The sequence below is a fragment of the Kitasatospora sp. NBC_00070 genome (assembly GCF_045041205.1).
In the GTDB taxonomy this organism is placed as follows: domain Bacteria; phylum Actinomycetota; class Actinomycetes; order Streptomycetales; family Streptomycetaceae; genus Kitasatospora.
The window spans coordinates 2,381,268-2,405,563 of the sequence record NZ_CP108247.1; the positions used below are offsets into that span (position 1 = coordinate 2,381,268).

The following is a 24,296-nucleotide window of genomic DNA, read 5'->3' on the forward strand; positions in this document are numbered from 1 at the left end:
ATGACCATCAGTCAGACCGCCCGTCCGGCCGGCGAGCACCCCGGTGCCGCCGCCGACGCCGCCGTGGCCGCGATCCTGGCCGCCACCGTCCACCCCGCCCCGGGCGCCCCGCGCGGGGTGGTGGTCGACTCACCGCCAGGTGCGGGCAAGTCGACCCTGGTGGTGCGGGCCGCCCGGGAGCTGGTGGCGGGCGGCGAGAAGCTGATGATCGTGGCCCAGACGAACAGTCAGGTGGACGACCTGGTCGCCCGGCTGGCCGAGAGGGGCCCGGACCTCACCATCGGTCGGCTGCACGCCGCCGACAGCAGGCCGGCCGCCGAGCTGTCCCGGTACGCCAACGTCACCGCCGCCCCCAAGGTCGGCGACCTGCTGGAGCAGGACGTGGTGATCTCCACCGCGGCCAAGTGGCAGTGGGTGAAGACCGAGGCCCGCTGGCGGCACGCGATCGTGGACGAGGCGTACCAGATGCGGTCGGACGCGCTGCTCGCCGTGGCCGGGCTGTTCGACCGGGCCCTGTTCGTCGGCGACCCCGGCCAGCTGGACCCGTTCACGGTGGTCGGCACCGACCAGTGGGCGGGCCTGTCCTACGACCCGTCCAGCAGCGCGGTGGTCACCCTGCTCGCGCACAACCCGGAGATCCGGCCGCACCGGCTGCCGGTCTCCTGGCGGCTGCCGTACTCGGCCGCGCCGCTGATCTCGGCCGCCTTCTACCCGTACACCCCGTTCCGCTCCGGCACCGGCCCGGACGACCGGCGGCTGACCACCGCGACCGCCCCGGACGGCTCCGCGCTGGACGCGGCGATCGACGAGGCGGCCGAGCACGGCTGGGCACTGCTGGAGCTGCCCGCCCGGCACACCGTGCGGACCGACCCGCAGGCGGTGGCCGCCACCGCCGCCACCGTGCACCGGCTGCTCACCCGGGGCCTGACCGCGCACTCGGAGCAGGGCAGCACCCCGCTCACCGCCGACCGGATCGCGGTCGGCACCGCCCACCGGGACCAGGCGGCCGCCGTCCGGGCCGCGCTGCTGGGGCTCGGCGTGCCGGTGGACGGCGCGGCCGGTCCCGCCGTCACCGTGGACACCGCGAACCGGCTGCAGGGCCGCGAGTACGACGTCACCGTGGTGCTGCACCCGCTCTCCGGCCGACCGGACGCCACCGCCTTCCACCTGGAGACCGGGCGGCTCTGCGTGCTCGCCTCGCGGCACCGGCACGCCTGCATCGTGGTGGCCAGAGCCGGCATCCCGGAGCTGCTGGACGAGCACCCGGCGACCGAGCCGGTGCAGCTCGGGGTGACGATGAAGTTCCCGGACGGCTGGGAGGCCAACCACGCCGTGCTCGCCCAGCTGAGCGAGCACCGGGTGCGGTTGGCCTGAAATCGGGGGCGCGTGGCCGGGGAATAGCGCCCGCACGCGCACCGTTCCGTTACCGGCCGTCCCCGCGCGACAATGGACGGCAGTCCCCTCACCCGCCGCCTCGGAGGTGTCGTCCCATGCCCGACCGCCATCCACCGGTGTCCGCCCAGCCGGTCGACCGCGAAGCCGTGGTGCCGCTCCCGGCGCAGTCCGGCCCCTCCGCTGGCGAGCCGAGCACCGCCCCGCCCAGCACCGCCGAGGCCCCGCCGCCGCGCCGCCTGCGGCCGGCCCAGCTGCTGTTCGAGCCGCCCGCCGAGGAGCCCGAGGAGGAACGGTTCTTCGACCTGGAGTCGATCGACGACCCGGCCGAACTGCTCCGCCGCGCCACCGAGTTGACCCTGGCCTTCCGGGTCGCCGCCGAGCGGGCCGCGGACTTCCAGGCGATCGCCGCCGCCCAGCTCGCGGACACCCGCCGGTTCGACGCGCTCTCGCCCGCCGAGATCGCCGCCCGGATCGACTGGACGCCGGACTACGCGACCCGGATGGTCGAGTACGGCCAGACCTTGATCCGCCAGCAGCACAGCGGCGAGCAGCACTGAGACCCTCGACACGCCTCTGGCATATGCAGGCGGGAAGGGTACGCCCCTCCCCCGCCTCTTGTCCGCCGAACGTCACTTTCCCGGCGCGGCCCGCCCCGGCCGGGCCAGTCTGCTGCCCGTGGACATCTGGACGTATCAATCCGTGGAGTACGTCACCGTGGCCGGGGAGTCCTGGCTGGCCTCCGCGAGTGAGTACCCGCGCAGCATGCGCGCCCTCTGGGAGTCACGCCCCTGGGCGCCGACCGTCCTGCCCTGCGGGCGGGTCTTCGACGTGATCAGCATGCCGGCCCTGTTCGGCCGCGCCGTGCTGGACGAGCTCTGGGCCTCGGGGCCGGGCTGCGGCCCGGTCGCCTCCTTCCGGGGGCGGACCCTGCTGTTCGTCCAGCCGGGCGCGGCGCCCCGGCTCCGGACGCTGCTGGCCTGGGAGGAGTGGGCCCGCGAGGTGCCGCCGCTGCTCTGCCACGGGCAGGGCGACGCGGTGACCGTGCCGCCGATCCAGCGGATGGTGGACGCCCCGGTCTCCCCCGGCCAGGGCGCCGGCCGCTGGGTGGTCGCGCCGGATTCCCGGGAGCCCTGGCTGCCGGGGGCGGCCACCGTGCTCTGGGCCTGCGTCCGGGCCTCCCGGGCGCGGTCGACGGCCGAGCCCGCCGGGGCCTGAAACCGATTTTGGTTCCGCCCGATCCCGCTGCTAATGTTTCCCACGTCAGACAGGCGCCGCTAGCTCAGTTGGTTAGAGCAGCTGACTCTTAATCAGCGGGTCCGGGGTTCGAGTCCCTGGCGGCGCACAGACGGTCGGAAGGCCCCCATCTCACGGTGGGGGCCTTCCTTCGTTCCCGGGTCCGACAGCGGCCTGCCCGGCCCCCGCCGGAGCGGGGGGCCGGGTCGCCGTCAGCGCCCGCGCAGCGAGCGGTAGTTCTGCACCAGCGCGGCGGTCGAGCTGTCCAGCGCGTCCGCGCCCGCACCGGTCAGCAGCACCGGCTCGATCCGCTTGGCCAGCACCTTGCCGAGCTCGACGCCCCACTGGTCGAAGGAGTCGATGTTCCACACCGCGCCCTGGACGAACACCTTGTGCTCGTACAGCGCGACCAGCTGGCCGAGCACCGACGGGGTCAGCTCGGCGGCCAGCACGGTGGTGGTCGGGTGGTTGCCCTTGAAGGTCTTGTGCGGGACCAGCTCGGCGGGCACGCCCTCGGCCGCGACCTCCTCGGCGGTCTTGCCGAAGGCCAGCGCCTGGGTCTGGGCGAAGAAGTTGGCCATCAGCAGGTCGTGCTGGGCGGCCAGCGCCGGGCTCAGCTCGGCGACCGGCTGCGCGAAGCCGATGAAGTCGGCCGGGATCACCTTGGTGCCCTGGTGCAGCAGCTGGTAGTAGGCGTGCTGGCCGTTGGTGCCGGGGGTGCCCCAGACCACCGGGCCGGTCTGCCACGCCACCGGGTTGCCGTCGCGGTCCACCGACTTGCCGTTGGACTCCATGTCGAGCTGCTGCAGGTAGGCGGTGAAGCGGGCCAGGTAGTGCGAGTACGGCAGCACCGCGTGTGCCTGGGCGTCGAAGAACGCGCCGTACCAGACGCCCAGCAGGCCGAGCAGCAGCGGGACGTTCTGCTCCGGCGGAGCGGTGCGGAAGTGCTCGTCCACCAGGTGGAAGCCGGCCAGCATCTCGCGGAAGTTCTCCGGGCCGATCGCGATCATCAGCGAGAGACCGATCGCCGAGTCGTAGGAGTAGCGGCCGCCGACCCAGTCCCAGAACTCGAACATGTTGGCCACGTCGATGCCGAAGTCGGCCACGCCGGTCGCGTTGGTGGAGAGCGCCACGAAGTGCTTGGCCACCGCCTCCTGGCCGGCCCCCAGCTCGCCGAGCAGCCACTCCCGGGCCGAGGTGGCGTTGGTGATGGTCTCGATCGTGGTGAAGGTCTTGGAGGCGACGATGAACAGCGTCTCGGCGGCGTCCAGGTCGCGGATCGCCTCGTGCAGGTCGGCGCCGTCCACGTTGGAGACGAAACGGACCGTCAGGTCGCGCTGCGCGTAGGACCGGAGCACCTCGTAGGCCATCGCCGGGCCGAGGTCGGAGCCGCCGATGCCGATGTTGACGACGTTCCTGATCCGCTTGCCGGTCTGCCCGGTCCACTCGCCGGAGCGGACCTTGTCGGCGAAGGCCGCCATCCTGTCCAGCACCGCGTGCACGGCGGGCACCACGTTCTCGCCGTCCACCTCGACCACCGCGCCGCGCGGCGCGCGCAGGGCGGTGTGCAGGACCGCCCGGTCCTCGGTGATGTTGATCTTCTCGCCGCGGAACATCGCGTCCCGCAGCTCGGCGACGCCGGTGGCGGCCGCCAACTCCCGCAGCAGCTCCAGGGTCCGGCCGGTCACCAGCTGCTTGGAGTAGTCCACCAGCAGGTCGCCGACCCGCAGCGTGAGGTCGGCCCCGCGGCCGGAGTCGGCCGCGAACAGCTCGCGCAGGTGGGTGTCACCGAACTCCTCCCGGTGCTTGGCCAGCGCCGCCCACTGCGGCAGCCGGTCCAGGGGGGTGCGGTTCTGCGCCGTCATCGGTTGCTCCTCGAAGTCATCCGGTTGTGGGTACCGGCAGGGCCCAGCGGGAGGGTGACGCGAGGTCCGGCGGTGGTACGGGTGGTGCTGCGCCGACTCCGTTGACGGCCTGCCCGGGCCAGCCTACGCGTCCTGGCGGTCCGTCACCCGCCCCGCCACCGGCGGTCACCGACACTTCGTCGCTTCCACACCCGCAGGCCACCTGTGCAGGTCACCCGCCCAGGTCACTTGCGGCGGGAGCGCAGGTCGAGCTTGCGCATCACCTGGTCGGCGACCTCCGGGTCACCGCCGAGTTCGCCCCGGGCGGCCAGCACCTCGCGGCGGGAGGCGGCGATCATCTCCTGCTCGATGTCGGCCGCGGCCTGCCACTGGACGAACCGCTCCCTGGCCTCCTGCGCCTCCTCCTCGGCGTACTTCTCCGGGCAGAGCCGGGCCAGCCGGTCGTGCTGGCGCTCGCGCAGCCGCTCGACCACCTCGGGCTGCAGGTCGCGCTCGTCCTCCAGCTCGCCGAGCCGGGTCAGCCCGGCCTTGGCGGCCCGCCACCACATCCGCTTGACCGCCTCCTCGTGCGCGTCCGCCGCACCGCCGAGGCCGAGCAGCCGGACCACCAGAGGGAGCGTCAGGCCCTGCACCAACAGGGTGAACAGCACCACCGCGAAGGCGACCACCATGATCTCGTCCCGGCCGGGGAAGCCCGCGCCGCCGTCGACGGTGAGCGGGATGCCGAGCGCCAGCGCGACGGTGGCCACCCCGCGCATCCCGGACCACCAGAGCACCACCGTCTCCCGCCAGCTGATCGGGGTGTCCTCGTCCGCCCGGCTGACCCGCTTGGAGATCCAGGCGGCCGGCAGCAGCCAGAGCAGCCGGACCAGCACCATGGCGCCGATCACCCAGGCCGCGTCGCCGACCATGTCGTGCCAGCTGTCCTTGACCTCCGCCATCAGCGGGGCCAGCTCCAACCCGATCAGCCCGAAGGCGACCCCGGTGATCAGGATCTCGACGATCTCCCAGAAGGCGTTGCCGACCAGCCGGTACGCCACGTCGTCGGCGTCGGCCGCCCGGTCCGCCAGGTAGAGCGCGCAGACCACCACGGCCAGCACGCCCGAGCCGTGGATCTCCTCGGCCAGCACGTAGGCGGCGAACGGCACCAGCAGGTTGAGCGCCACCTGCTGGGTCGGGTCGTCGAGCAGCCCGGCCAGCCTGGCGTTCAGCCAGCCCAGGGCGATCCCGACCACCACCGCGAGCACCGCCGAGAGCACGAACCGGAGCGCCGCCCCACCCGCCGAGAAGTCCCCGGTGACCACCGCCTGGACGGCCACCGAGTAGATGACGATCGCGGTCACGTCGTTGAACAGTCCCTCGCTCTCCAGCACCGCGACCAGCCGCCGGGGCAGCCCGACGCTGCCCGCCACCGCGACGGCCGCGACCGGATCGGGCGGTGAGACCAGCGCGCCGAGGGCGACGGCGGCGGCCAGCGGGAGGGTGGGCACCAGCCAGTGGAAGACCCCGGCCACCACCGTGGTGGTGACGATCACCAGGCCGACCGCGAGCAGCAGGATCGAGCGGATGTTGGCCCGGAAGTACCGGACCGAGGAGCGCCGGGCCACCGCGAAGATCAGCGGCGGCAGCACCAGCGGCAGGATCAGCTCGGGGTTGATGGTGATGTCCGGCACCTGCGGGAGCCAGGCGAACAGCAGGCCGATCCCGGTCATCAGCACCGGCTGCGGCACCCGGGTGAGCCGGGCCACCGGGATGGTCACCACCGAGGCGAGCAGCACCAGGAAGAGCAGTGACAGCTGACCCACGGAGTGCTGTCCTCTCGGTTGACGGCCTCTCGGCTCTGACGGTCCCTCGGCCAGGATAAATCTGACAATGCGCCAGGCGGCGCACCGGCTCGCCGGAGGTGCTTGACTTCAAGTCCGCTTGAGCATTCAGAGTGGGCCGCAGAAGCCGAGATCCCAGAAGGAGCGGTCCGATGCTGGCGTCGATGTTCAACGAGCCCGGTGGCCCCGAGGTGCTGTACGTGGCGGAGCTGCCGGTGCCCGCACCGGGGCCGGGCGAGGTGCTGGTCCGGGTGCTGGCGGCGGGCATCCAGCCGGCCGACACCGCGGTCCGGGCCGGGTGGTCCCCGCCGGGCGCGGAGGTCGGCTACCCGGCGGTCCCGGGCAACGAGTTCGCCGGGGTGGTCGAGCAGTTGGGCGCGGGCAGCTTCGGCTGGGAGGTGGGCGACCAGGTGCTCGGCTTCCGGCTGCTGAACTGCCACGCCCAGCACGTGGCGGTGGACGGCGCCCAGCTGGTGCCCAAGCCCGCCGGGATGAGCTGGGAGGAGGCCGGGTCGTTCTCCGCCTCCGCGCAGACCGCGCACGTCGCGCTGACCGCGCTGAAGGTCGGCCCGGGCGACACGGTGCTGGTCCACGGCGCCTCCGGCGGCGTCGGCACGGTCGCCGTCCAGCTGGCCAGGGCCTGGGGCGCCACCGTGATCGGCACCGCGAGCGAGCACAACCACGCCTACCTGCGCGGGCTCGGCGCGATCCCGGTCACGTACGGCCCCGGCCTGGCCGACCGGGTCCGCGCGCTGGCGCCGGACGGCGTGGACGCCGCCTTCGACGCGGCGGGGCGCGGCGCGCTGGAGGTCTCGGTCGAGCTGGTCGCCGACCGCTCCCGGATCGGCACCATCGTCGACTACGCCGGCGCCCAGCGACTCGGCCTCGCCGGCCTGCGCGGCCCCCGCACGGCCGCCCGGCTGGCCGAGCTGACCGGGCTCTGGGAGTCCGGCGCCCTCCGGCTGGAGATCGCCGCGACCTTCCCGCTGTCCCGCGCGGCCGAGGCGCACCGGCTGGTGGAGGACGGACACGTCCGGGGCAAGGCGGTCATCACTCCCTGGACGGACTGATTTCTGCTTTCGGCTGCTGACCAGGTAATGTTCTCTCCGTCAGCAGGCGCCGCTAGCTCAGTTGGTTAGAGCAGCTGACTCTTAATCAGCGGGTCCGGGGTTCGAGTCCCTGGCGGCGCACAGACGGTCGGAAGGCCCCCACCTCACGGTGGGGGCCTTCCTTCGTTCTCAGCTCGTTCAGCCGAAGTAGCTGTCGAAGTTCTTCGAGAACTCCCGGGTGCCGTTGTACTGGTCCCAGTTGATCGACCAGGTCATCAGGCCGCGCAGGTTGGGCTGGGCCCCGCTGCGCGGGACGTAGCTGCCGCAGTTGGTGAGCTTGGTCAGGCAGTCCAGCGCCTTGTTGACCTCGGCCGGGCCGACGTAGCCGTTACCGGCGTTGGTGGTGGCCGGCATGCCGATGGCGACCTGGGAGGCGGCCAGTGCGGGGAACATGTTGGCGGTGTTGCCCGCGACCGGGAAGCCCTTGAGCATCATGTCGGTCATCGCGACGTGGAAGTCCGCGCCGCCCATCGAGTGGTATTGGTTGTCCAGGCCCATGATCGAGCCGGAGTTGTAGTCCTGGACGTGCAGCAGCGTCAGGTCGTTGCGCATCGCGTAGATCACCGGCAGGTACGACCCGGCGCGCGGGTCCTGGCCGCCCCAGGGGCCGGAGCCGTAGTACTGGTAGCCGAGCTGGACGAAGAAGGTCTCCGGCGCCATGGTCAGCACGAAGTTCTGGCCGTACTTGGCCTTGAGCGTCTTCAGCGCCGAGATCAGGTTCACCACCACCGGGGTGGTGGGGTTCTTGAAGTCGGTGTCGCCGGTGTTCAGCGAGAGCGAGTGGCCCTCGAAGTCGATGTCCAGGCCATTCAGGCCCCACCGGTCGATGATCGCGGAGACCGAGCTGACGAAGGTGTCCCGGGCCGCCGTGGTGGTGAGCTGGACCTGGCCGTTCTGGCCGCCGATCGAGATCAGCACCTTCTTGCCCTTGGCCTGCTTGGCCGCGATCGCCGCCTTGAAGTCGGCGTCCGACTCCGCCCCGGCGCACTCGGTGGCCGGGCAGCGGTTGAACCGGATGTCGCCCGAGGTCACCGAGGTCGGCTCGCCGAACGAGAGGTTGATGACGTCCCAGGAGTCCGGGATGTCGGCGACCTTGGTGTAGCCGGCGCCGTTGGCGAAGCTGGCGTGCAGGTAGCCGACCAGCGCGTGCGCGGGCAGGCCGTTCGGCGGTGCGGTCGGCGACTGCGAGGTGGACGGCGACGCCGACGGGGAGGGCGACACCGAGACCGACGGGGAGGCGGAGGGCGAGGCCGAGCCGGACGGCGACGCGGAGGTCGAGGGGGAGGCCGAGGCCGACGGCGACGGGCTCGGCGCACCGGGCCCGTCCAGCGAGAGGTCGTCGGCGTAGTAGGTGCCCTGGCCGTACCAGCCGTGGGTGTACACGGTGGCGCTGGTCTGCGAGGCGGTGGTGGTGAAGCTGACCGAGAGCTTCTGGAAGGCGCCGCCGGTGCTCGGGGTCCAGATGCTGGCGGCGGTGCCGCCCTCCACCCCGAGGTAGACGTACGCGCCCTTGACCCAGCCGGTCAGCTGGTACGTGGTGCCGGGCTTGACCGTGACGGTCTGGCTGCACTTGGCCGAGTCGCTCGCCGAGGCGGCCGCCGCCAGGGCGTAGCCACCGGTCCTGGCCTGGCCGGTCACGCTGCCGAGCCCGCCGGTGCAGCTCCACGGGGAGACGCTGCCGGTCTCGAAGCCGCCGTTGGTCAGGAACTCGCCGGCGCTCGCGGTCGGGGCCAGGGTGAAGCTGAGCGCGACGGCGCCGGCCGCGGCCGTGGCCCAGGCGGTCGCGGCGGCGACCACTCGTCTGGTGGTTCGGGGAGTTCGCATGTGGGGATGCTCCTGCCTCGATCTGTGGGGGTCGTCCAACTCGCCTCGGGGAAAGGCGCGGTGTGGGGAGCCTGATTGGACTGGACCACTGAACCGTTTCCGGCCTGCGGGTGTCAATGGTCTGAACCAGCAACGCCGCCTGCGGGAGCGCCGCCACGTCCGGCCGAGCGGGTGGGCCGATCTGACGGTCCGTCCGAGTTGCGACCCGCCCGGGTCGCCCGTTGCATGAAGGGGTGACCGAGCCCGGCTATCTCAGGTACCCGCACCTGCGCGGCGGCCTGCTCACCTTCACCGCCGAGGACGACGTCTGGGCCGCCCCGCTGGCCGCGGACGGCACCGTCGGCCGGGCCTGGCGGGTGAGCTGCGACCGCACCCGGGTCAGCCACCCGCGGCTCTCCCCGGACGGCGCCACGGTCGCCTGGACCAGCTGGCTCACCGTCATCCCCGAGGTGTGGACCGCCCCTTCGGACGGCGGCCAGGCCACCCGGCTCACCCACTGGGGCAGCCAGGACACCCGGGTGCGCGGCTGGCTGCCGGACGGCGAGGTGCTCGCCGTGACCTCGTACCACGAGCCGTTCGCCCACTACACCTGGGCCTGGGCACTGCCCCCGGACGGCTCCCCGGGACGGCGGATGCCCTGGGGCCCGGTCGGCGACGCCCAGCAGGACGCCGAGCACACCGTGCTGCTCACCGCCACCGCCCCGCACGAACCCGCCGCCTGGAAGCGCTACCGGGGCGGCGCCACCGGCCGGCTCTGGCTCGGCACCACCCAGCTGCTCCCCGACCACCCCGGCCACCTGGCCTCCCCGATGCCGGTCGGCCCACCCCATGACCCGAGGATCGCCTTCCTCTCCGACCACGAAGGCGTCGGCAACCTCTACTCCTGCCGCCTGGACGGCACCGGCCTGCGCCGGCACACCGACCACGCCGCGTACTACGCCCGCGAGGCGGCGAGCGACGGCACCCGGATCGTCTACCAGCACGCGGGCGACCTCTGGCTGCTGGACAGCCTGGACCACCCGCACCCGCGCAGGCTGGACGTCCCGCTCGGCGGCTCGCGCTCGGGCCGCCGCCCGTACCAGGTGCCGACGGCCAGTCAGGTCAAGGACCTCGCCTGCGACACCACCGGCCGGGCCAGCGCGATCACGGTGCGCGGCAGCCTGTACTGGCTGGCCCACCGGGACGGCCCGGCCCGGGTGCTGGCCGACACCCCCGGCGTGCGGACCAGGCTGCCGGTGCTGCTCGGCCACGGCGGGCAGCTCGCCTGGATCACCGACGCGGAGGGCGCCGACGCGATCGAGCTGGCCGCCGTCCCGGGCCGGTCCGGGCCCGACACCCCGCCGCGCCGGATCGCCGCCGGGCGGCTCGGCCGGGTGCTGGAGCTGACCGCCGCACCCGACGGGCAGACCCTGGCGGTGGTCTCCTCGGACGGCCGGCTGCTGCTGGTGTCCTCCGCGGACGGCACCGTCACCGAGGCGGCCGGCTCCCGCTACGGGCCGATCGGCAGCCCGGCGTTCTCGCCGGACTCGCAGTGGCTGGCCTGGTCCCAGCCGGTGGCGGGCCGCTCGCTGCGCTCGATCCAGCTGGCCCGGGTGGCCGATCCGACCCACACCATCGACGTGACCGGCGGCCGGTTCGAGGACGAGCACCCGGTCTTCACCCGGGACGGCCGGTTCCTGGTCTTCCTCTCCTGGCGCGGCTTCGACCCGGTGCACGACGTGCACACCGGCGACCTGTCCTTCCCGCTCGGCTGCCGCCCGTACCTGGTGCCGCTGGCCGCCGACACCCCGTCACCCTTCGCCGCCCCGGCCGAGGGACGGCCCCCGGTCGGCCTGGACCCGGAGCAGAGCGGCGGCGACGGCACCGTGACGGTGGACCCGCAGGGCCTGTCCACCCGGCTGGTCCCGTTCCCGGTGATCGCCTCCAAGTACTCGGCCACCGCCGCCGCCCGGGGCGGCCTGCTCTGGCTGCGCTGGCCGATCGCGGGCGCGCTCGGCCAGACCTTCGCCAACCCGGCCGACACCTCGGGCCGCCCGGCGCTGGAGTACTTCGACCTGGCCCAGGGCACCCGCAGCACGGTCGCCGAGCAACTGGACGGCTACTCGGTCTCCGGCGACGGCCGCTCGGTCCTGGTGTTCTCGGCCGGCACCCTGCGCCTGCTCCAACTCCCCTCCGGAAGCCAGCCGTTGACCGTCGACCTGCGCCGGATCACGCACACCGTGCACCCGGCCGAGGAGTGGCGGCAGGCGTACCACGAGGCGGCCCGGATCGTCCGGGACCAGTTCTGGGACGCCGGGATGTGCGGCCTGGACTGGCCCGGACTGGTCGAGCAGTACGCCCCGTTGGTGGACCGGGTGGCCAGCCCCGACGACTTCGCCGACCTGCTCCGGGAGCTGCTCGGCGAGCTCGGCACCTCGCACGCGTACGTCTCGCCGTCCCGGCGCGGCGAGGGCCCGGCCCCGGCCGGGCAGCCGCTCGGCCTGCTCGGCGCCGACCTCCACCGGGCCCCGGACGGCCGTTGGCTGGTCGACCGGATCCTGCCCGGCGAGTCCTCCGACCCGCGCGCCCGCGCCCCGCTGGCGGGCTACGGGCTGCGCGACGGCGACGAGTTCGTGGCGGTCTCCGGCCGCCCGCCCGAGCTGCCGGCCGGCCCCGCCCCGCTGCTCGCGGGCACCGGCGGCACCACCGTCGAGCTCACCTTCAGGACCGCCGCCGACGGCACCCTGCGCCGGATCGCGGTCACCCCGCTGACCGACGAGCGGCCGATCCGCTACCAGGACTGGGTGACCCGACGGCGCAGCCTGGTACGGGAGTTGAGCGACGGCCGGTGCGGCTACCTGCACATCCCGGATCTCGGCGGCTCCGGCTGGGCCCAGTTCAACCGCGACCTCCGACGCGAACTCGACCACCCCGCCCTGGTGTTGGATGTCCGGGGGAACGCCGGCGGCAACGTCTCCGAACTGGTCCTGGAGAAACTCAGCCGCCGGGTGCTGGCCTGGGACCACAGCCGGGGCCGGCACCCGGTCCGCTACCCGAAGGACGCACCGCGCGGCCCGGTGGTGGCGCTGGCCGACCACGCCACCAGCTCGGACGGCGACGTGATCATCACCGCCATCAAGCTGCTCGGCCTGGGCCCGGTGGTGGGCAGCCGGACCTGGGGCGGGGTGGTCGGGATGACCGGCCGTCACACCCTGGGCGACGGCACCCAGATCTCGGTGCCGAAGAACGCCTCCTGGTTCACCGGCGGCATCGGCTGGTCGGTGGAGAACCACGGCGTGGCACCGGACGTCCGGGTGGTGCGCGGCCCGCACGAGTGGGCGGCCTCGCTGCACACCGAGCTGGAGGCGGCCGTCCGGCTGGCGCTGGAGCTGCTGGCCGAGCACCCGGCGGCCACGCCCCCGCCGCCGGACGCGCCCCGGCCCGACCTGCGCCGCCCGCCACTGCCGCCGCGCTGAGCCGGGCGTGCCGAAGGGGCGCATCCGTTGACGGATGCGCCCCTTCGGTGTGCCCTCAGTCCCAGGGATCGCCCTCGGCGGTCATCTCCTCGGCCGCCCGACGGTCCTCCTCGGTGGGCTCCGCCCGGTGCATGGCGCTGCGTGCGGCGGTGTCGGGGAAGGCGTCGGCCGCCTCGTCGTGGGCGAGCCGCTGCCGCTCCACCGGGTCGGCGGTCTCCTGGCCCTTGTGGCGGAGTCTGTCCAGAATGCCCATGTCTCCTCCTCCGATCGGTCGGATGACGGGCTGCCACCAATCTTCCACCGGCCGCGGCGGTCCGCACCCCGGGGCGGTCCGCTCACTCGTACAGCCGAACGGGAGCGGTCGCGGCCGTCCTTCTCTCAGCCCTTACGGCTCCGGGCCGTTGGGCCTTTGGTCCCCCGTAACTCCGATCGTAGGCCCATGGCCGACTCATCCGCTCCGGACGGAGGGTGGAGCTGTCAGCCGCTACCGGCAGCGCCGCCGGAGCGCCACGCAGCACCGTTCTCCGAGGTGAGCGAGATGGCCCGCCAGCAAGCCGTAGCAACCGAGACCCCTGTCCCCTCCGAGGCCGCCACAGCCGTGGACGTTCTGGTCGGCAACGGCCTGAAGGCCCTGGGGGAGTACGCGGGGTTCACGCAGGAGAAGGTCGACCACATCGTCAAGAAGGCGTCGTTGGCGGCGTTGGCCGCGCACACCCGGTTGGCGGTGCTGGCGGTGGAGGAGACCGGGCGGGGGGTGTTCGAGGACAAGGCCGTCAAGAACGTCTTCGCCTGCGAGCATGTCACGCACTCGATGGCGGACATGAAGACGGTGGGGGTGATCCGGCGGGACGACATCGACGGGATCGTGGAGATCGCGGAGCCGGTGGGTGTGGTGGCGGGGGTGACTCCGGTGACCAACCCGACCTCCACCACCATCTTCAAGGCGTTGGTGGCGTTGAAGACCCGCAATCCGATCGTGTTCGGTTTCCATCCGGCCGCGCAGCGGTGTTCGGCGGAGGCGGCGCGGATCGTGCGGGACGCGGCGGTGGCGGCGGGTGCTCCGGCGCACTGCGTGCAGTGGATCGAGGTGCCGTCGATGGAGGCGACGGGTGCGTTGATGAACCATCCGGGGGTGGCGACCATCCTGGCCACGGGTGGGAACGCGATGGTGAAGGCGGCGTACAGCTGCGGGAAGCCGGCCCTGGGGGTGGGTGCGGGCAATGTGCCCGCGTACATCGAGAAGAGCGCGAACCTCAAGCGCGCGGTCAACGACGTGGTGGTCTCCAAGTCCTTCGACAACGGGATGATCTGCGCCTCCGAGCAGGCCGTGATCCTGGACCAGGAGATCTACGGCCCGGCGCTCGGCGAGTTCCGCAAGCTCAAGGCGCACCTGGCCAGCAAGGCCGAGAAGGCGCTGCTGGAGCAGTACGTCTTCGGGGTCGGCGAGGACCGCAACTGTGCGGGCGCCAAGCTGAACGCGGCCGTGGTGGGGCAGTCCCCGGTGGCGATCGCCGAGGCGGCCGGTTTCGAGGTGCCGGCGGACACCTCGATCATCCTGGCGGAGGTGGACTTCGTGGGGCCCGAGGAGCCGTTGACGCGGGAGAAGCTCTGCCCGGTGCTCGCGGTGCTGAAGGCGGACACCCGCAAGCAGGGGCTGAGGCTGGCCACCGAGATGGTGGAGTTCAACGGTCTGGGGCACTCGGCGGCGGTGCACACGGAGGACGAGGCGTTCGCGGAGGAGTTCGGGCATGCGGTGAAGGCGTGCCGGATCATCTGGAACGCGCCGAGTTCGCAGGGCGGGATCGGGGACGTCTACAACGCGTTCATGCCGTCGTTGACGCTGGGGTGCGGCAGTTACGGGGCGAACTCGGTGTCGGGGAACGTCACCGCGCTGAACCTGGTGAACATCAAGCGGATCGGGCGGCGCAACACGAACATGCAGTGGTTCAAGATCCCGCCGAAGGTGTTCTTCGAGCGCAACTCCATCAAGTACCTGGCGGACATGCGCGGTGCGCGCAGGGTGGTGATCGTGACCGACAGGACGATGGTGGAGATCGGGCACCTGGAGCGGGTCCGGTCGGTGCTGAACCGGCGGTCCGAGCCGGTGGAGATCCGGGTGATCGACTTCGTGGAGCCGAACCCGAGCATCGACACGGTGGACAAGGGCGCGGAGCTGATGCGCGGCTTCCGGCCGGACACCATCATCGCGCTGGGCGGCGGGTCGCCGATGGACGCGGCCAAGGTGATGTGGCTGATGTACGAGCACCCCGAGACGGTGTTCGCGGACCTGAAGGAGAAGTTCTTCGACATCCGCAAGCGCGCCTTCACCTTCCCCGACCTGGGGGAGAAGGCCAAGCTGGTGTGCATCCCGACCACCTCGGGCACCGGCTCGGAGGTCACCCCGTTCGCGGTGATCACCGACTCGGAGACCGGCCAGAAGTACCCGCTGGCGGACTACGCGCTCACCCCCAGCGTGGCGATCTGCGACCCGGCACTGACCACGCACCTGCCGAAGGCGGTGACCGCCGACTCCGGCTTCGACGCCCTCACCCACTGCATCGAGACCTACGTGTCGGTCTACGCCAACGACTTCACCGACGGCCTGGCCCTGCAGGGCATCCGGCTGGTCTTCGACAACCTCGAGGAGGCCGTGGCCAACGGGCCGGACAACCCGGTGGCGCGGGAGAAGATGCACAACGCCGGCACCATCGCCGGAATGGCCTTCGGCTCCGCGTTCCTGGGCATCGTCCACGCCATGGCACACACCCTGGGCGCCACCTTCCACGTCGCGCACGGCCGCACCAACGCCATCCTGCTGCCGCACGTGATCCGCTACAACGGCGCCGCCCCCTCCAAGGTGACCAGCTGGCCCAAGTACCAGAGCTACGTCGCCCCCGAGCGCTTCCAGCAGATCGCCAGGATGCTCGGCCTGCCCGCCGACACCCCCGAGCAGGGCGTCGAATCACTGGCCCACGCGGTGGAGCAGCTGCGCGACAGGGTCGGCATCCCGCAGTCCTTCAAGAACGCCGGCGTCGACGAGAGCGCCTTCCTGGACGCCCTCCCGCAGCAGGCGATGTACGCCTACGAGGACCAGTGCGCCCCGGCCAACCCCCGGATGCCGATGCTCGCCGACATGCAGCAACTCATGCGCCAGGCCTACTACGGGGACCACATCTGAGCCGGGACGAAGGTCCATTCGAATCAGGACTTTCCGAGCCCATGTGACTTTGTGAATCGTTTCACAATGTAGGCGTAGGGCTCGGAACCACGAAGAGCGGGAGCAGCACACCATGAGCACCCAGCACATCGAGAAGACGCGGGGCGGGGCCTGGGAGGGTTTCAAGGGCGGGTTGTGGCGGGATGCCATCGACGTCCGGGACTTCATCCAGCAGAACTACACCCCCTACCTGGGTGACAGTTCCTTCCTGGCGGGCCCGACCGGGCGGACCACGGCGGTGTGGGAGAAGATCACCGACCTGTTCCCGCAGGAGCGAGCCAAGGGCGTCCTGGACGTGGCATACGACGTCCCGTCGACGATCACGGCGCACGCGCCGGGGTGGATCGACCGGGAGCTGGACCTGATCGTGGGTCTGCAGACGGACGCGCCGTTGAAGCGGGCGATCATGCCCTACGGCGGCTGGCGGATGGTGGCCGGCGCGCTGGAGACGTACGGCTACCCGGTGTCGGCGGAGCTGGAGAAGGTGTTCACGCAGTACCGCAAGACCCACAACGCGGGCGTGTTCGACGCCTACACCCCCGACATCCGGGCCGCCCGCAAGGCCGGCATCGTCACCGGCCTGCCCGACGCGTACGGGCGGGGGCGGATCATCGGCGACTACCGCCGGGTCGCCCTCTACGGGGTGGACCGGCTGATCGAGGCCAAACTGGCGGAGAAGGCCGGGCTGGACGCGATGCCCGGCGACCCGGCCCTGCTGGAGGAGACCATCCGGGAGCGGGAGGAACTCGCCGAGCAGATCCGCTCGCTGGGCGAACTCAAGCAGATGGCCGCCTCCTACGGCCACGACATCTCCGGCCCGGCCGGCACCGGCCGCCAGGCGATCCAGTGGCTGTACTTCGCCTACCTGGCAGCGGTCAAGGAGCAGAACGGCGCCGCGATGTCACTGGGCCGGACCTCCACCTTCATCGACGTCTACCTCCAACGCGACATCGACAGCGGACTGCTGACCGAGCAGACGGCCCAGGAACTGGTCGACGACTTCATCATCAAACTGCGGATCGTACGCTTCCTGCGCACCCCCGAATACGACGAACTGTTCTCCGGCGACCCGACCTGGGTGACCGAGTCCATCGGCGGCATCGGCCAGGACGGCCGCCCACTGGTCACCCGCAGCTCCTTCCGCTACCTCCAGACCCTCTACAACCTCGGCCCCGCCCCCGAACCGAACATGACCGTCTTCTGGTCCCCGCAACTACCCCAGGGATTCAAGGAGTTCTGCGCCCAGGTGTCGATCGACACCTCCAGCGTGCAGTACGAGTCGGACGAACTGATGCGCCCGCGCTTCGGCGACGACACCGCCATCGCCTGCTGCGTCTCCGCGATGGCCGTCGGCAAGCAGATGCAGTTCTTCGGCGCCCGCGTCAACCTCGCCAAGACCCTCCTCTACGCGGTCAACGGCGGCCGCGACGAGAAGTCCGGCGCCCAGGTCGGCCCCGCATCCGGCCCGATCACCTCCGACGTGCTGGACTACGACGAGGTGCTGGCCCGCTTCGACCAGCAGATGGAATGGCTCGCCCAGACGTACGTGCACGCACTGAACGTCATCCACTTCATGCACGACAAGTACGCCTACGAACGCATCGAGATGGCCCTGCACGACCGCGACATCCGCCGCACCATGGCCTGCGGCATCGCCGGCCTCTCCGTCGCCGCCGACTCCCTCGCCGCCATCAAGTACGCCAAGGTCACCCCCGTCCGCGACGACACCGGCCTGGTCACCGACTACCTCATCGAAGGCGACTACCCCGCCTACGGCAACAACGACGACCGCGCCGACGAGATCGCCGTCTGGCTGGTCGAGGAGTTCATGCGCAAGATCCGCAAACACCCCACCTACCGCGGCGCCGAACACACCCAGTCCGTGCTCACCATCACCTCCAACGTCGTCTACGGCAAGAAGACCGGCAACACCCCCGACGGCCGCCGCACCGGCGAACCCTTCTCCCCCGGCGCCAACCCCATGAACGGCCGCGACAGCCACGGCTACATCGCCAGCGCCCTCTCCGTCGCCAAACTCCCGTACCAGGACGCCGAGGACGGCATCTCACTCACCAACACCGTCACCCCCGACGCCCTCGGCCGCACCCCCGCCGAACGCATCACCAACCTCGCCGGCGTACTCGACGGCTACATCGCTTCCAACGGCTTCCACATGAACGTCAACGTCCTCAACCGCGACACCCTCCTCGACGCCATGGAACACCCCGAGAACTACCCCCAGCTGACCATCCGCGTCAGCGGCTACGCCGTCAACTTCGTCCGCCTCACCCGCGAACAACAACTCGACGTCCTCAACCGCACCTTCCACAGCTCGCTGTAGCCGCCACCACTTGGAGGACGGCGCCGGTCCCCGACCGTTCCGGCGCCGCCCTCCGGGAGCCCTTCCCAGGAGGTCCTGCCATGGCCGTACTGCTCGGAACCGACATCCCCGTCGGCCCGCCCGCCGACCCCACGGCCGAGGAACCGCTCACCGAGAGCTGCGCCACCACCCCGGCCGGCGCCGCCAGCCGGCGGCCGATCGAGGGTTCGGTGCACTCCTGGGACCTCTCCACCGGCGTGGACGGACCCGGCACCCGCTTCGTCACCTTCCTCGCCGGCTGCCCCCTGAACTGCCTCTACTGCCACAACCCCGACACCATGAAAATGCGCAACGGCAAACGCACCAGCGCCGACGACGTCCTCACCGAAGCCGTGAAGTACACCACGTTCATCCGCGCCTCCGGCGGCGGCGCCACCATCAGCGGCGGCGAACCCCTGCTCCAACCCGTCTTCACCGGCGAGCTGTTCCACCGCTTCAAGCACGAACTCGGCCTGCACACCGCCCTGGACACCTCCGGCTTCCTCGGCACCCGCGCCACCGACGCCCTCCTCGCCGACGTCGACCTCGTCCTGCTCGACATCAAGTCCTGGGACCGCGAGCTCTACCGCAAGGTCACCGGGCGGCAGTTGGACCCGACCCTGGACTTCGCCCGGCGGCTCGCCGACCTCGGCAAGGAGGTCTGGGTGCGGTTCGTGCTGGTGCCGGGACTGACCGACCCGGTGGAGAACGTCGAGGGCGTAGCCGGCTTCGCCGCCTCGCTCGGCAACGTCTCCCGCGTCGACATCCTCCCCTTCCACAAACTCGGCGCCGCCAAGTACGAGGCCCTGGGCCAGGACTTCGCGCTCGCCGACACCCCCACACCGACCCCCGAACAGGTCACCACCGCCCGCGCCGTCTTCACCGGCCACGGCCTGAACGCCATCTGACCACCTCTCACGCAGGAGCACGGTAACCATGACCACCGCAGCACCCCGCCGCCGCCACCGGGACAGCGAGCAGGACGAACACCCCGGCCGCCCACGGCGGGTGGTCGGCCCGGTCCCCGCGATGGACGGCCGGGCGCCGACCGCCCACGACCTGCTCCTGCTGCACTGCCCCAGCTCCCTGCGACAGACGGTCTCCGGCGGCGAGCCGATGCCGAACTGGACCCGGTCCGTGCTCCGTGGCAACCCCTGGGTGACCGTCCGACGTGCCCCCGTGCTGGCCGGCTTCGCGCCCGACCGGGTCCGCTGCACCCGGGACGCCTCGGCCGCCCCCGAATCCTGGGTCCCGGTCTCCCTGCGCGGCCCACGGCTGGAGCAGCGGGCCACCGGCTACGCCCCTCGTTCGGCCGTCGCGGTCTCCCTGAAGCCCGAACAACTCCCGGACCGCCTGGAGCAGTTGTCCCCCGACCGGCTGCTGATCCCGGCCCTCGCCGCGCTCCCCGCAGCCGCCGAGGTGGTCGAGGGCTACAACCTCAGCTGGGGCCCGATCGGCGCCGTCGGCTGCGAACTCGCCACCGGCGTCCCGGTCACCGCCCCCGAGAGCCCGCTCCGGCTGCTGCTCCGCAGCCCGCTGCCGTTCAGCCGGCGGGACGCGTTGCTGCTCCGCCGCAAGCTCCGCAAACTCCCGGTCTGGGTCGAGGCCGACCTGGAGACCCGCCACGGTGCCGTCTCCCTCGCCGAGTACTCCACCTCCCCCCAGGTCCTCACCCTGCACACCCCGGAGGGCCCCCGCCTGGTCGGCGACCCGTGGTTCCCCCGCGCGGCCTGATCCTTCTGGCAGGGCCTCCGGTTGCACTCTCCAGGGGCTCGGGGAACGGCGACGCCGGCCTCGTACAAGGTGATCCGTGCGTAAGAGGCCAGGCACTTTCGCAGTGACCCGAACGCCAGATCTCCTCGCCCACGCGGCGGAGCCGCAGATCAGCAGAGCCCCGAGCCCCTGGAGAGTGCAGCTGGAGGCCCTGCAAAAAAGTGCTAGGCGTGGTGGCAGGCGACCCCGTCCTCGAGAGCCGGTGACTCCCCTTCGCAGCGGGCCTGGCGGCCCACGTCCAGGGTGGCGTACAGCGGGCACCGGGTGCGGAACGCGCAGCCCGTACGCCGCTCCGTCGGCGACGGCGGGTCGCCCGGGAGCAGGACTCGGGTGCGGGCTCGTTCCGCCGCCGGGTCGGGCAGTGGGACGGCCGAGAGCAGGGCCTGGGTGTACGGGTGCCGGGGGCGGGCGAAGACCTCGGCGGCCGAGCCCGCCTCGACGGTGCGGCCGAGGTACATCACGCTGACCCGGTCGCAGAGGTGGCGGATCACCGAGAGGTCGTGCGAGACGAACAGGTAGGCCAGGCCCAGTTCGGCCTTGAGCTGCTGGAGCAGGTTGAGCACCCCGGCCTGGACCGAGACGTCCAGGGCGGAGACCGGCTCGTCCAGCACCAGCAACCGGGGCTGCACCGCCAGGGCCCGGGCGATCGAGATCCGCTGCCGCTGCCCGCCGGAGAACTGGTGCGGGTAGCGCGCGGCGTACGCGGGGTCGAGGCCGACCTGCCGGAGCAGTTCGGGGACCCGACGGTTGATCAGGTCCCGGGCGGCGCCCTGGGCGAGCAGCGGTTCGGCGATCACGTCACCGATCGGCATCCGGGGGTCGAGGCTGGCCATCGGGTCCTGGAAGACGATCTGCACCTCGCCGCGCAGCCGGTGCGCCCCGGCCCGGTCGAGCTTCGCGGTGTCCTGGCCGAGCAGTTCGATCCGGCCGCCTTCCGGCTTGCCGAGGTCGAGCAGCTCGAACAACGTGGTCGACTTGCCCGACCCCGACTCCCCCACCAGACCGAGCGTCTCGCCCCGGCGGAGGTCCAGCTCGACCCCGTCCACGGCGTACACCGAGCCGACCCGGCGCTTGAAGACGGTGCCCTTCAGGACCGGGAAGGTCTTGGTCAGCCCGGTCACCCGGAGCACCGGTTCACGCTCCGCGCGGGGTGTCGGGTCGGCGGCGGGCAGCGGCGGCACCGGGTAGACGTCCTGCGGCCGGGGCCGGGTCTCGGCCAGTTCGTCGGCCCGTACGCAGGCGGCCAGGTGGTCACCGGCTCCCGTCAGTTCGGGCTCGGCGGTCCGGCAGCGGTCCTGCACCAACGGGCAGCGGTCGGCGAACGGGCAGCCGGGGCCGGTCCAGCCGAGTGCGGGCGGCTGGCCGGGGATCGGGACCAGCGGGCCGCCGTCGGCGTCCAGCCGGGGGACGGCGCCGATCAGGCCGAGGGTGTACGGGTGCCTGGGGTGGGCGAACAGCTCGTCCACCGGAGCGGTCTCCACCACCCGGCCCGCGTACATCACCGCGACCCGGTCGGCCATCCCGGCGATCACCCCGAGGTCGTGGCTGACCAGCACCAGCGCGGCGCCGGTCTCCCGCTGCGCGGTCCGCAGCACTTCGAGCACCTGGGCCTGGATGGTGACGTCGAGCGCGGTGGTGGGCTCGTCGGCGAGCAGGATGTCGGGGTCGTTGGCGATCGCCATCGCGATCATCGCGCGCTGCCGCATCCCGCCGGAGAACTCGTGCGGGAAGGCGTCCAGGGCGCGCGCCGGGTCCGGGATGCCGACCAGGTCGAGCAGTTCGGCCGCGCGCTTGCGGGCGGCCGGCTTGTCCAGCCGCTGGTGGATCCGGATCGCCTCGACGATCTGGTCGCCGATCCGGTAGACGGGGGTGAAGGCGGAGAGCGGGTCCTGGAAGACCATCGCGACCTTGCGCCCGCGCAGGCCGGCCAGCTCCTTGCCCGGCAGGCCGACCAGTTCCTGGCCTTCCAGCTTCACCGAGCCCCGCACCTGCGCGCTGCCGGGCAGCAGGCCGAGCACCGCCAGCGCGGTGACCGACTTCCCGGAACCGGACTCGCCGACGATGCCCAGGGTCTCGCCCCGGCGGAGCGCGAGGTCGACCCCCCGGACGGCCGGCTGGGAGCCGAAGTCCACGGCCAGGTCGGTTACTTCGAGCAGGTCAGCGGTCACGGCCGGCTCCCGGAGGTGGGGTCGAGGGCGTCCCGGAGGCCGTCCCCGATCAGGTTGACGGCGAGCACGAACAGCACCAGCAGTCCGGCCGCGAAGTAGAACAGCCAGGGGAAGACCGGCGCCTGGTCCGTCCCGGCGGCGAGCAGGGTGCCGAGCGAGACGTCCGGGGCGCGGACGCCGAAGCCGAAGTAGGAGAGGGCCGCCTCGCTCATCACGGCGCCGCCGACCGCGACGGTGGCGTCGGTGATCAGGAAGGAGGCGACGTTGGGCAGGATGTGCCGCAGGATGATCCGCAGCGGGTGGACGCCCATGAACCGGGCGGCACGGACGAATTCGCGCTCGCGCAGCGAGCGGGCCATCGAGCGGACCACCCGGGCGGTGATCATCCAGTTGAAGGCGGCCAGCAGCACCACGAAGGCGATCCAGCCCGCGCCCTTGAGCCGGGGCGAGATGATGGTGATGATCAGGAAGCTCGGGAAGACCAGCAGCAGGTCGACCAGGAAGGTCAGCGCCCGGTCGGCCCAGCCGCCGAAGTACCCGGCGCAGGCGCCGACCAGCCCGGCCAGCACGGTGGAGAACAGCGCCACCAGCAGGCCGATCACCAGCGACTTCTGCAGCCCTCGGACGGTCTGCGCGAAGACGTCCTGCCCAAGTCCGTTGGTGCCGAACCAGTGCGCGCCGGAAGGTGGTTGGCGGAGCGCCAGGTAGTCGGGGGTGGCATAGTCCCAGGGCGTCAGGTACGGGCCGACGAAGGCCAGCAGGAACAGCAGCAGCACGGTCAGCGCACCGATCAGCACCCCCTTGGCGGCCAGCAGGCGCCCGGTGACCAGGCGCAACCGTCCGGTGGGGGCCGCGAGTTCGGCGGTGGGCAGCGGCAGGACGGCAGTCATCAGGACCTGACCCGGGGATCGAGGGCGGCGGTCAGCAGGTCGGCCAGGAAGCCGGACGCCAGCACCACCACGGCGGCGAACAGGTTGACCGCGACCACCGAGTTGATGTCCTGCTCGTTGATCGCCTGGATGAACCACTCCCCCATGCCGTGCCAGCCGAAGATGGTCTCGGTGAAGGCCGCGCCGGTGAAGATGCCCAGGAAGCTGTAGGCGAACATGGTGGCCATCGGGATCACCGCGGTGCGCAGCCCGTGCTTCACCAGCGCCCGGTTCCTGGTCAGCCCCTTGGCCTCGGCGGTCCGCAGGTAGTCGGAGCCGAGCACGTCGAGCATGGTGGCGCGCTGGTAGCGGCTGTAGACCGCGATCCCGCCGAGCGCCAGCGACATGGTGGGCAGCAGCAGGTGGAGCCCCCAGTCGGCCAGGTGGGCGCCGAGCCCACCGGCCAGCCCCGGGGTCTCGTAGCCGGTGAACGGGATCACCTCGTGGCCGGCCGCGTCCTTGGCGGCGATCGCGCCGTTCTTCAGCAGCAGCGCGAGCAGGAAGACCGGGGTGGAGAGCAGCACGAAGGAGGCCAGCGTGCTGGCCCGGTCGGAGAAGCGGTACTGCCGCACCGCACCCCAGGCGCCGACCGCCACGCCGAGCACCATGCCGAGCAGGCTGCCGACCAGCAGCAGCCGGAGCGAGACCCAGATCCGCCGGCCGAACTCCTCGTTCACCGCGGTGTCGTGGATGGTCCGGCCGAGGTCGGCGTGCAGCAGCAGGCCGTCGGCCCAGGTACCGAAGCGTTCGACCACAGGGGTGCGGTCGTTGATGTTCAGCGCGGTCAACTGCCGGTCCACCGAGGCGGCGGAGGGCCGGGGCTGCTTGGCCTCGAAGTAGCTGCGCGGCCCGAGCGCGGTGCTGGAGAGGGCGTACGCCAGGAAGACCGCGACGATCAGCAGCACCACGTAGTAGCCCAGGCGTTTGGCCAGGTACCGGATCACCCCGCACCGCCGGTCCGGAGGTTCGTACACCTGGTCAGCATGACGAATTGCCTTCGCTCTAGGGGTCTTTGGAGCAGCTTCGCGCGCAGCAGTTCTACGGCATGACCGGTCGGCCGTCCAGAGTCCTGACGCACACCGCTCCACCCGGTCGGCGAAGCAGCAGGTCAGAGTGTTTCAGCGGGTTACTGACGGCGTGTTGCCA

General features: G+C 71.9%; 16 protein-coding genes and 2 tRNA genes. 11 read left to right on the forward strand and 7 right to left on the reverse strand.

Annotated elements, in window-relative coordinates:
• From OHV05_RS10960 to OHV05_RS10975, 4 genes are all read left to right on the forward strand, one after another.
• Positions 1–1,374, forward strand: coding sequence for a helicase (locus OHV05_RS10960; RefSeq protein ID WP_405017508.1), 1,374 nt, complete (start codon positions 1–3; stop codon positions 1,372–1,374).
• A gap of 170 nt (positions 1,375–1,544) precedes the next feature.
• Positions 1,545–1,952, forward strand: coding sequence for a hypothetical protein (locus tag OHV05_RS10965; protein ID WP_405021429.1), 408 nt, complete (start codon positions 1,545–1,547; stop codon positions 1,950–1,952).
• 118 nt (positions 1,953–2,070) lie between these two features.
• Positions 2,071–2,610, forward strand: a complete 540-nt coding sequence (locus tag OHV05_RS10970) for a bifunctional DNA primase/polymerase (RefSeq protein WP_405017509.1) — start codon at positions 2,071–2,073, stop codon at positions 2,608–2,610.
• A gap of 53 nt (positions 2,611–2,663) precedes the next feature.
• Positions 2,664–2,737: transfer RNA gene (locus OHV05_RS10975), tRNA-Lys, on the forward strand.
• A gap of 103 nt (positions 2,738–2,840) precedes the next feature.
• On the opposite strand, the gene pgi is transcribed toward OHV05_RS10975, so the two are convergent.
• Both pgi and OHV05_RS10985 read right to left on the reverse strand, forming a co-directional pair.
• Positions 2,841–4,493 (reverse strand): glucose-6-phosphate isomerase, encoded by a 1,653-nt coding sequence (pgi, locus tag OHV05_RS10980; RefSeq protein WP_405017510.1) that lies wholly within the window; start codon positions 4,491–4,493, stop codon positions 2,841–2,843.
• Between the two features lie 224 nt (positions 4,494–4,717).
• Positions 4,718–6,298 (reverse strand): Na+/H+ antiporter, encoded by a 1,581-nt coding sequence (locus tag OHV05_RS10985; protein WP_405017511.1) that lies wholly within the window; start codon positions 6,296–6,298, stop codon positions 4,718–4,720.
• 170 nt (positions 6,299–6,468) lie between these two features.
• Here OHV05_RS10985 and OHV05_RS10990 point away from each other — a divergent pair, with 170 nt between their 5' ends.
• Together OHV05_RS10990 and OHV05_RS10995 are read left to right on the forward strand one after the other, a co-directional pair.
• Positions 6,469–7,386 (forward strand): NADP-dependent oxidoreductase, encoded by a 918-nt coding sequence (locus OHV05_RS10990; protein WP_405017512.1) that lies wholly within the window; start codon positions 6,469–6,471, stop codon positions 7,384–7,386.
• 46 nt (positions 7,387–7,432) lie between these two features.
• Positions 7,433–7,506, forward strand: a tRNA-Lys gene (locus OHV05_RS10995).
• A 57-nt stretch (positions 7,507–7,563) separates the two neighbouring features.
• On the opposite strand, the gene OHV05_RS11000 is transcribed toward OHV05_RS10995, so the two are convergent.
• Positions 7,564–9,249: a chitinase gene (locus OHV05_RS11000; protein ID WP_405017513.1), complete on the reverse strand. Its 1,686-nt coding sequence runs from the start codon at positions 9,247–9,249 to the stop codon at positions 7,564–7,566.
• A 233-nt stretch (positions 9,250–9,482) separates the two neighbouring features.
• Between OHV05_RS11000 and OHV05_RS11005 the strand changes: the two genes are divergently transcribed.
• Positions 9,483–12,704 carry a S41 family peptidase gene (locus OHV05_RS11005; protein WP_405017514.1) on the forward strand — a complete coding sequence of 1,074 codons (3,222 nt, stop codon included), beginning with the start codon at positions 9,483–9,485 and terminating at the stop codon, positions 12,702–12,704.
• Positions 12,705–12,759: 55 nt separating this feature from the next.
• Here OHV05_RS11005 and OHV05_RS11010 read toward each other — a convergent pair whose 3' ends face one another.
• On the reverse strand, positions 12,760–12,957 hold the full coding sequence (locus OHV05_RS11010) for a hypothetical protein (protein ID WP_403040417.1): 198 nt from the start codon (positions 12,955–12,957) through the stop codon (positions 12,760–12,762).
• 285 nt (positions 12,958–13,242) lie between these two features.
• Between OHV05_RS11010 and adhE the strand changes: the two genes are divergently transcribed.
• The 4 genes from adhE to OHV05_RS11030 all read left to right on the forward strand — a co-directional run bounded on the left by adhE (position 13,243) and on the right by OHV05_RS11030 (position 20,014).
• Positions 13,243–15,882, forward strand: a complete 2,640-nt coding sequence (adhE, locus tag OHV05_RS11015) for a bifunctional acetaldehyde-CoA/alcohol dehydrogenase (protein WP_405021430.1) — start codon at positions 13,243–13,245, stop codon at positions 15,880–15,882.
• A 112-nt stretch (positions 15,883–15,994) separates the two neighbouring features.
• A complete protein-coding gene (gene pflB, locus OHV05_RS11020) occupies positions 15,995–18,262 on the forward strand; it encodes a formate C-acetyltransferase (RefSeq protein ID WP_405015789.1) in 2,268 nt (755 codons plus the stop codon).
• 80 nt (positions 18,263–18,342) lie between these two features.
• Positions 18,343–19,188: a pyruvate formate-lyase-activating protein gene (pflA, locus tag OHV05_RS11025; RefSeq protein WP_405017515.1), complete on the forward strand. Its 846-nt coding sequence runs from the start codon at positions 18,343–18,345 to the stop codon at positions 19,186–19,188.
• 28 nt (positions 19,189–19,216) lie between these two features.
• A complete protein-coding gene (locus OHV05_RS11030) occupies positions 19,217–20,014 on the forward strand; it encodes a phosphoribosyl-dephospho-CoA transferase MdcG domain-containing protein (RefSeq protein WP_405017516.1) in 798 nt (265 codons plus the stop codon).
• A gap of 203 nt (positions 20,015–20,217) precedes the next feature.
• Here the strand turns inward: OHV05_RS11030 and OHV05_RS11035 are convergent, their stop codons facing one another.
• The 3 genes from OHV05_RS11035 to OHV05_RS11045 are packed head-to-tail and all read right to left on the reverse strand — an operon-like array spanning position 20,218 to position 24,094.
• Entirely contained in the window at positions 20,218–22,221 is a 2,004-nt protein-coding gene (locus OHV05_RS11035; protein ID WP_405017517.1) for a dipeptide ABC transporter ATP-binding protein, read from the reverse strand.
• Positions 22,218–23,111 carry an ABC transporter permease gene (locus OHV05_RS11040; protein WP_405017518.1) on the reverse strand — a complete coding sequence of 298 codons (894 nt, stop codon included), beginning with the start codon at positions 23,109–23,111 and terminating at the stop codon, positions 22,218–22,220. The genes OHV05_RS11035 and OHV05_RS11040 overlap by 4 nt, the downstream gene beginning before the upstream one ends.
• Positions 23,111–24,094: an ABC transporter permease gene (locus OHV05_RS11045; protein ID WP_403040538.1), complete on the reverse strand. Its 984-nt coding sequence runs from the start codon at positions 24,092–24,094 to the stop codon at positions 23,111–23,113. The genes OHV05_RS11040 and OHV05_RS11045 overlap by 1 nt, the downstream gene beginning before the upstream one ends.
• Positions 24,095–24,296 lie beyond the last annotated feature (202 nt).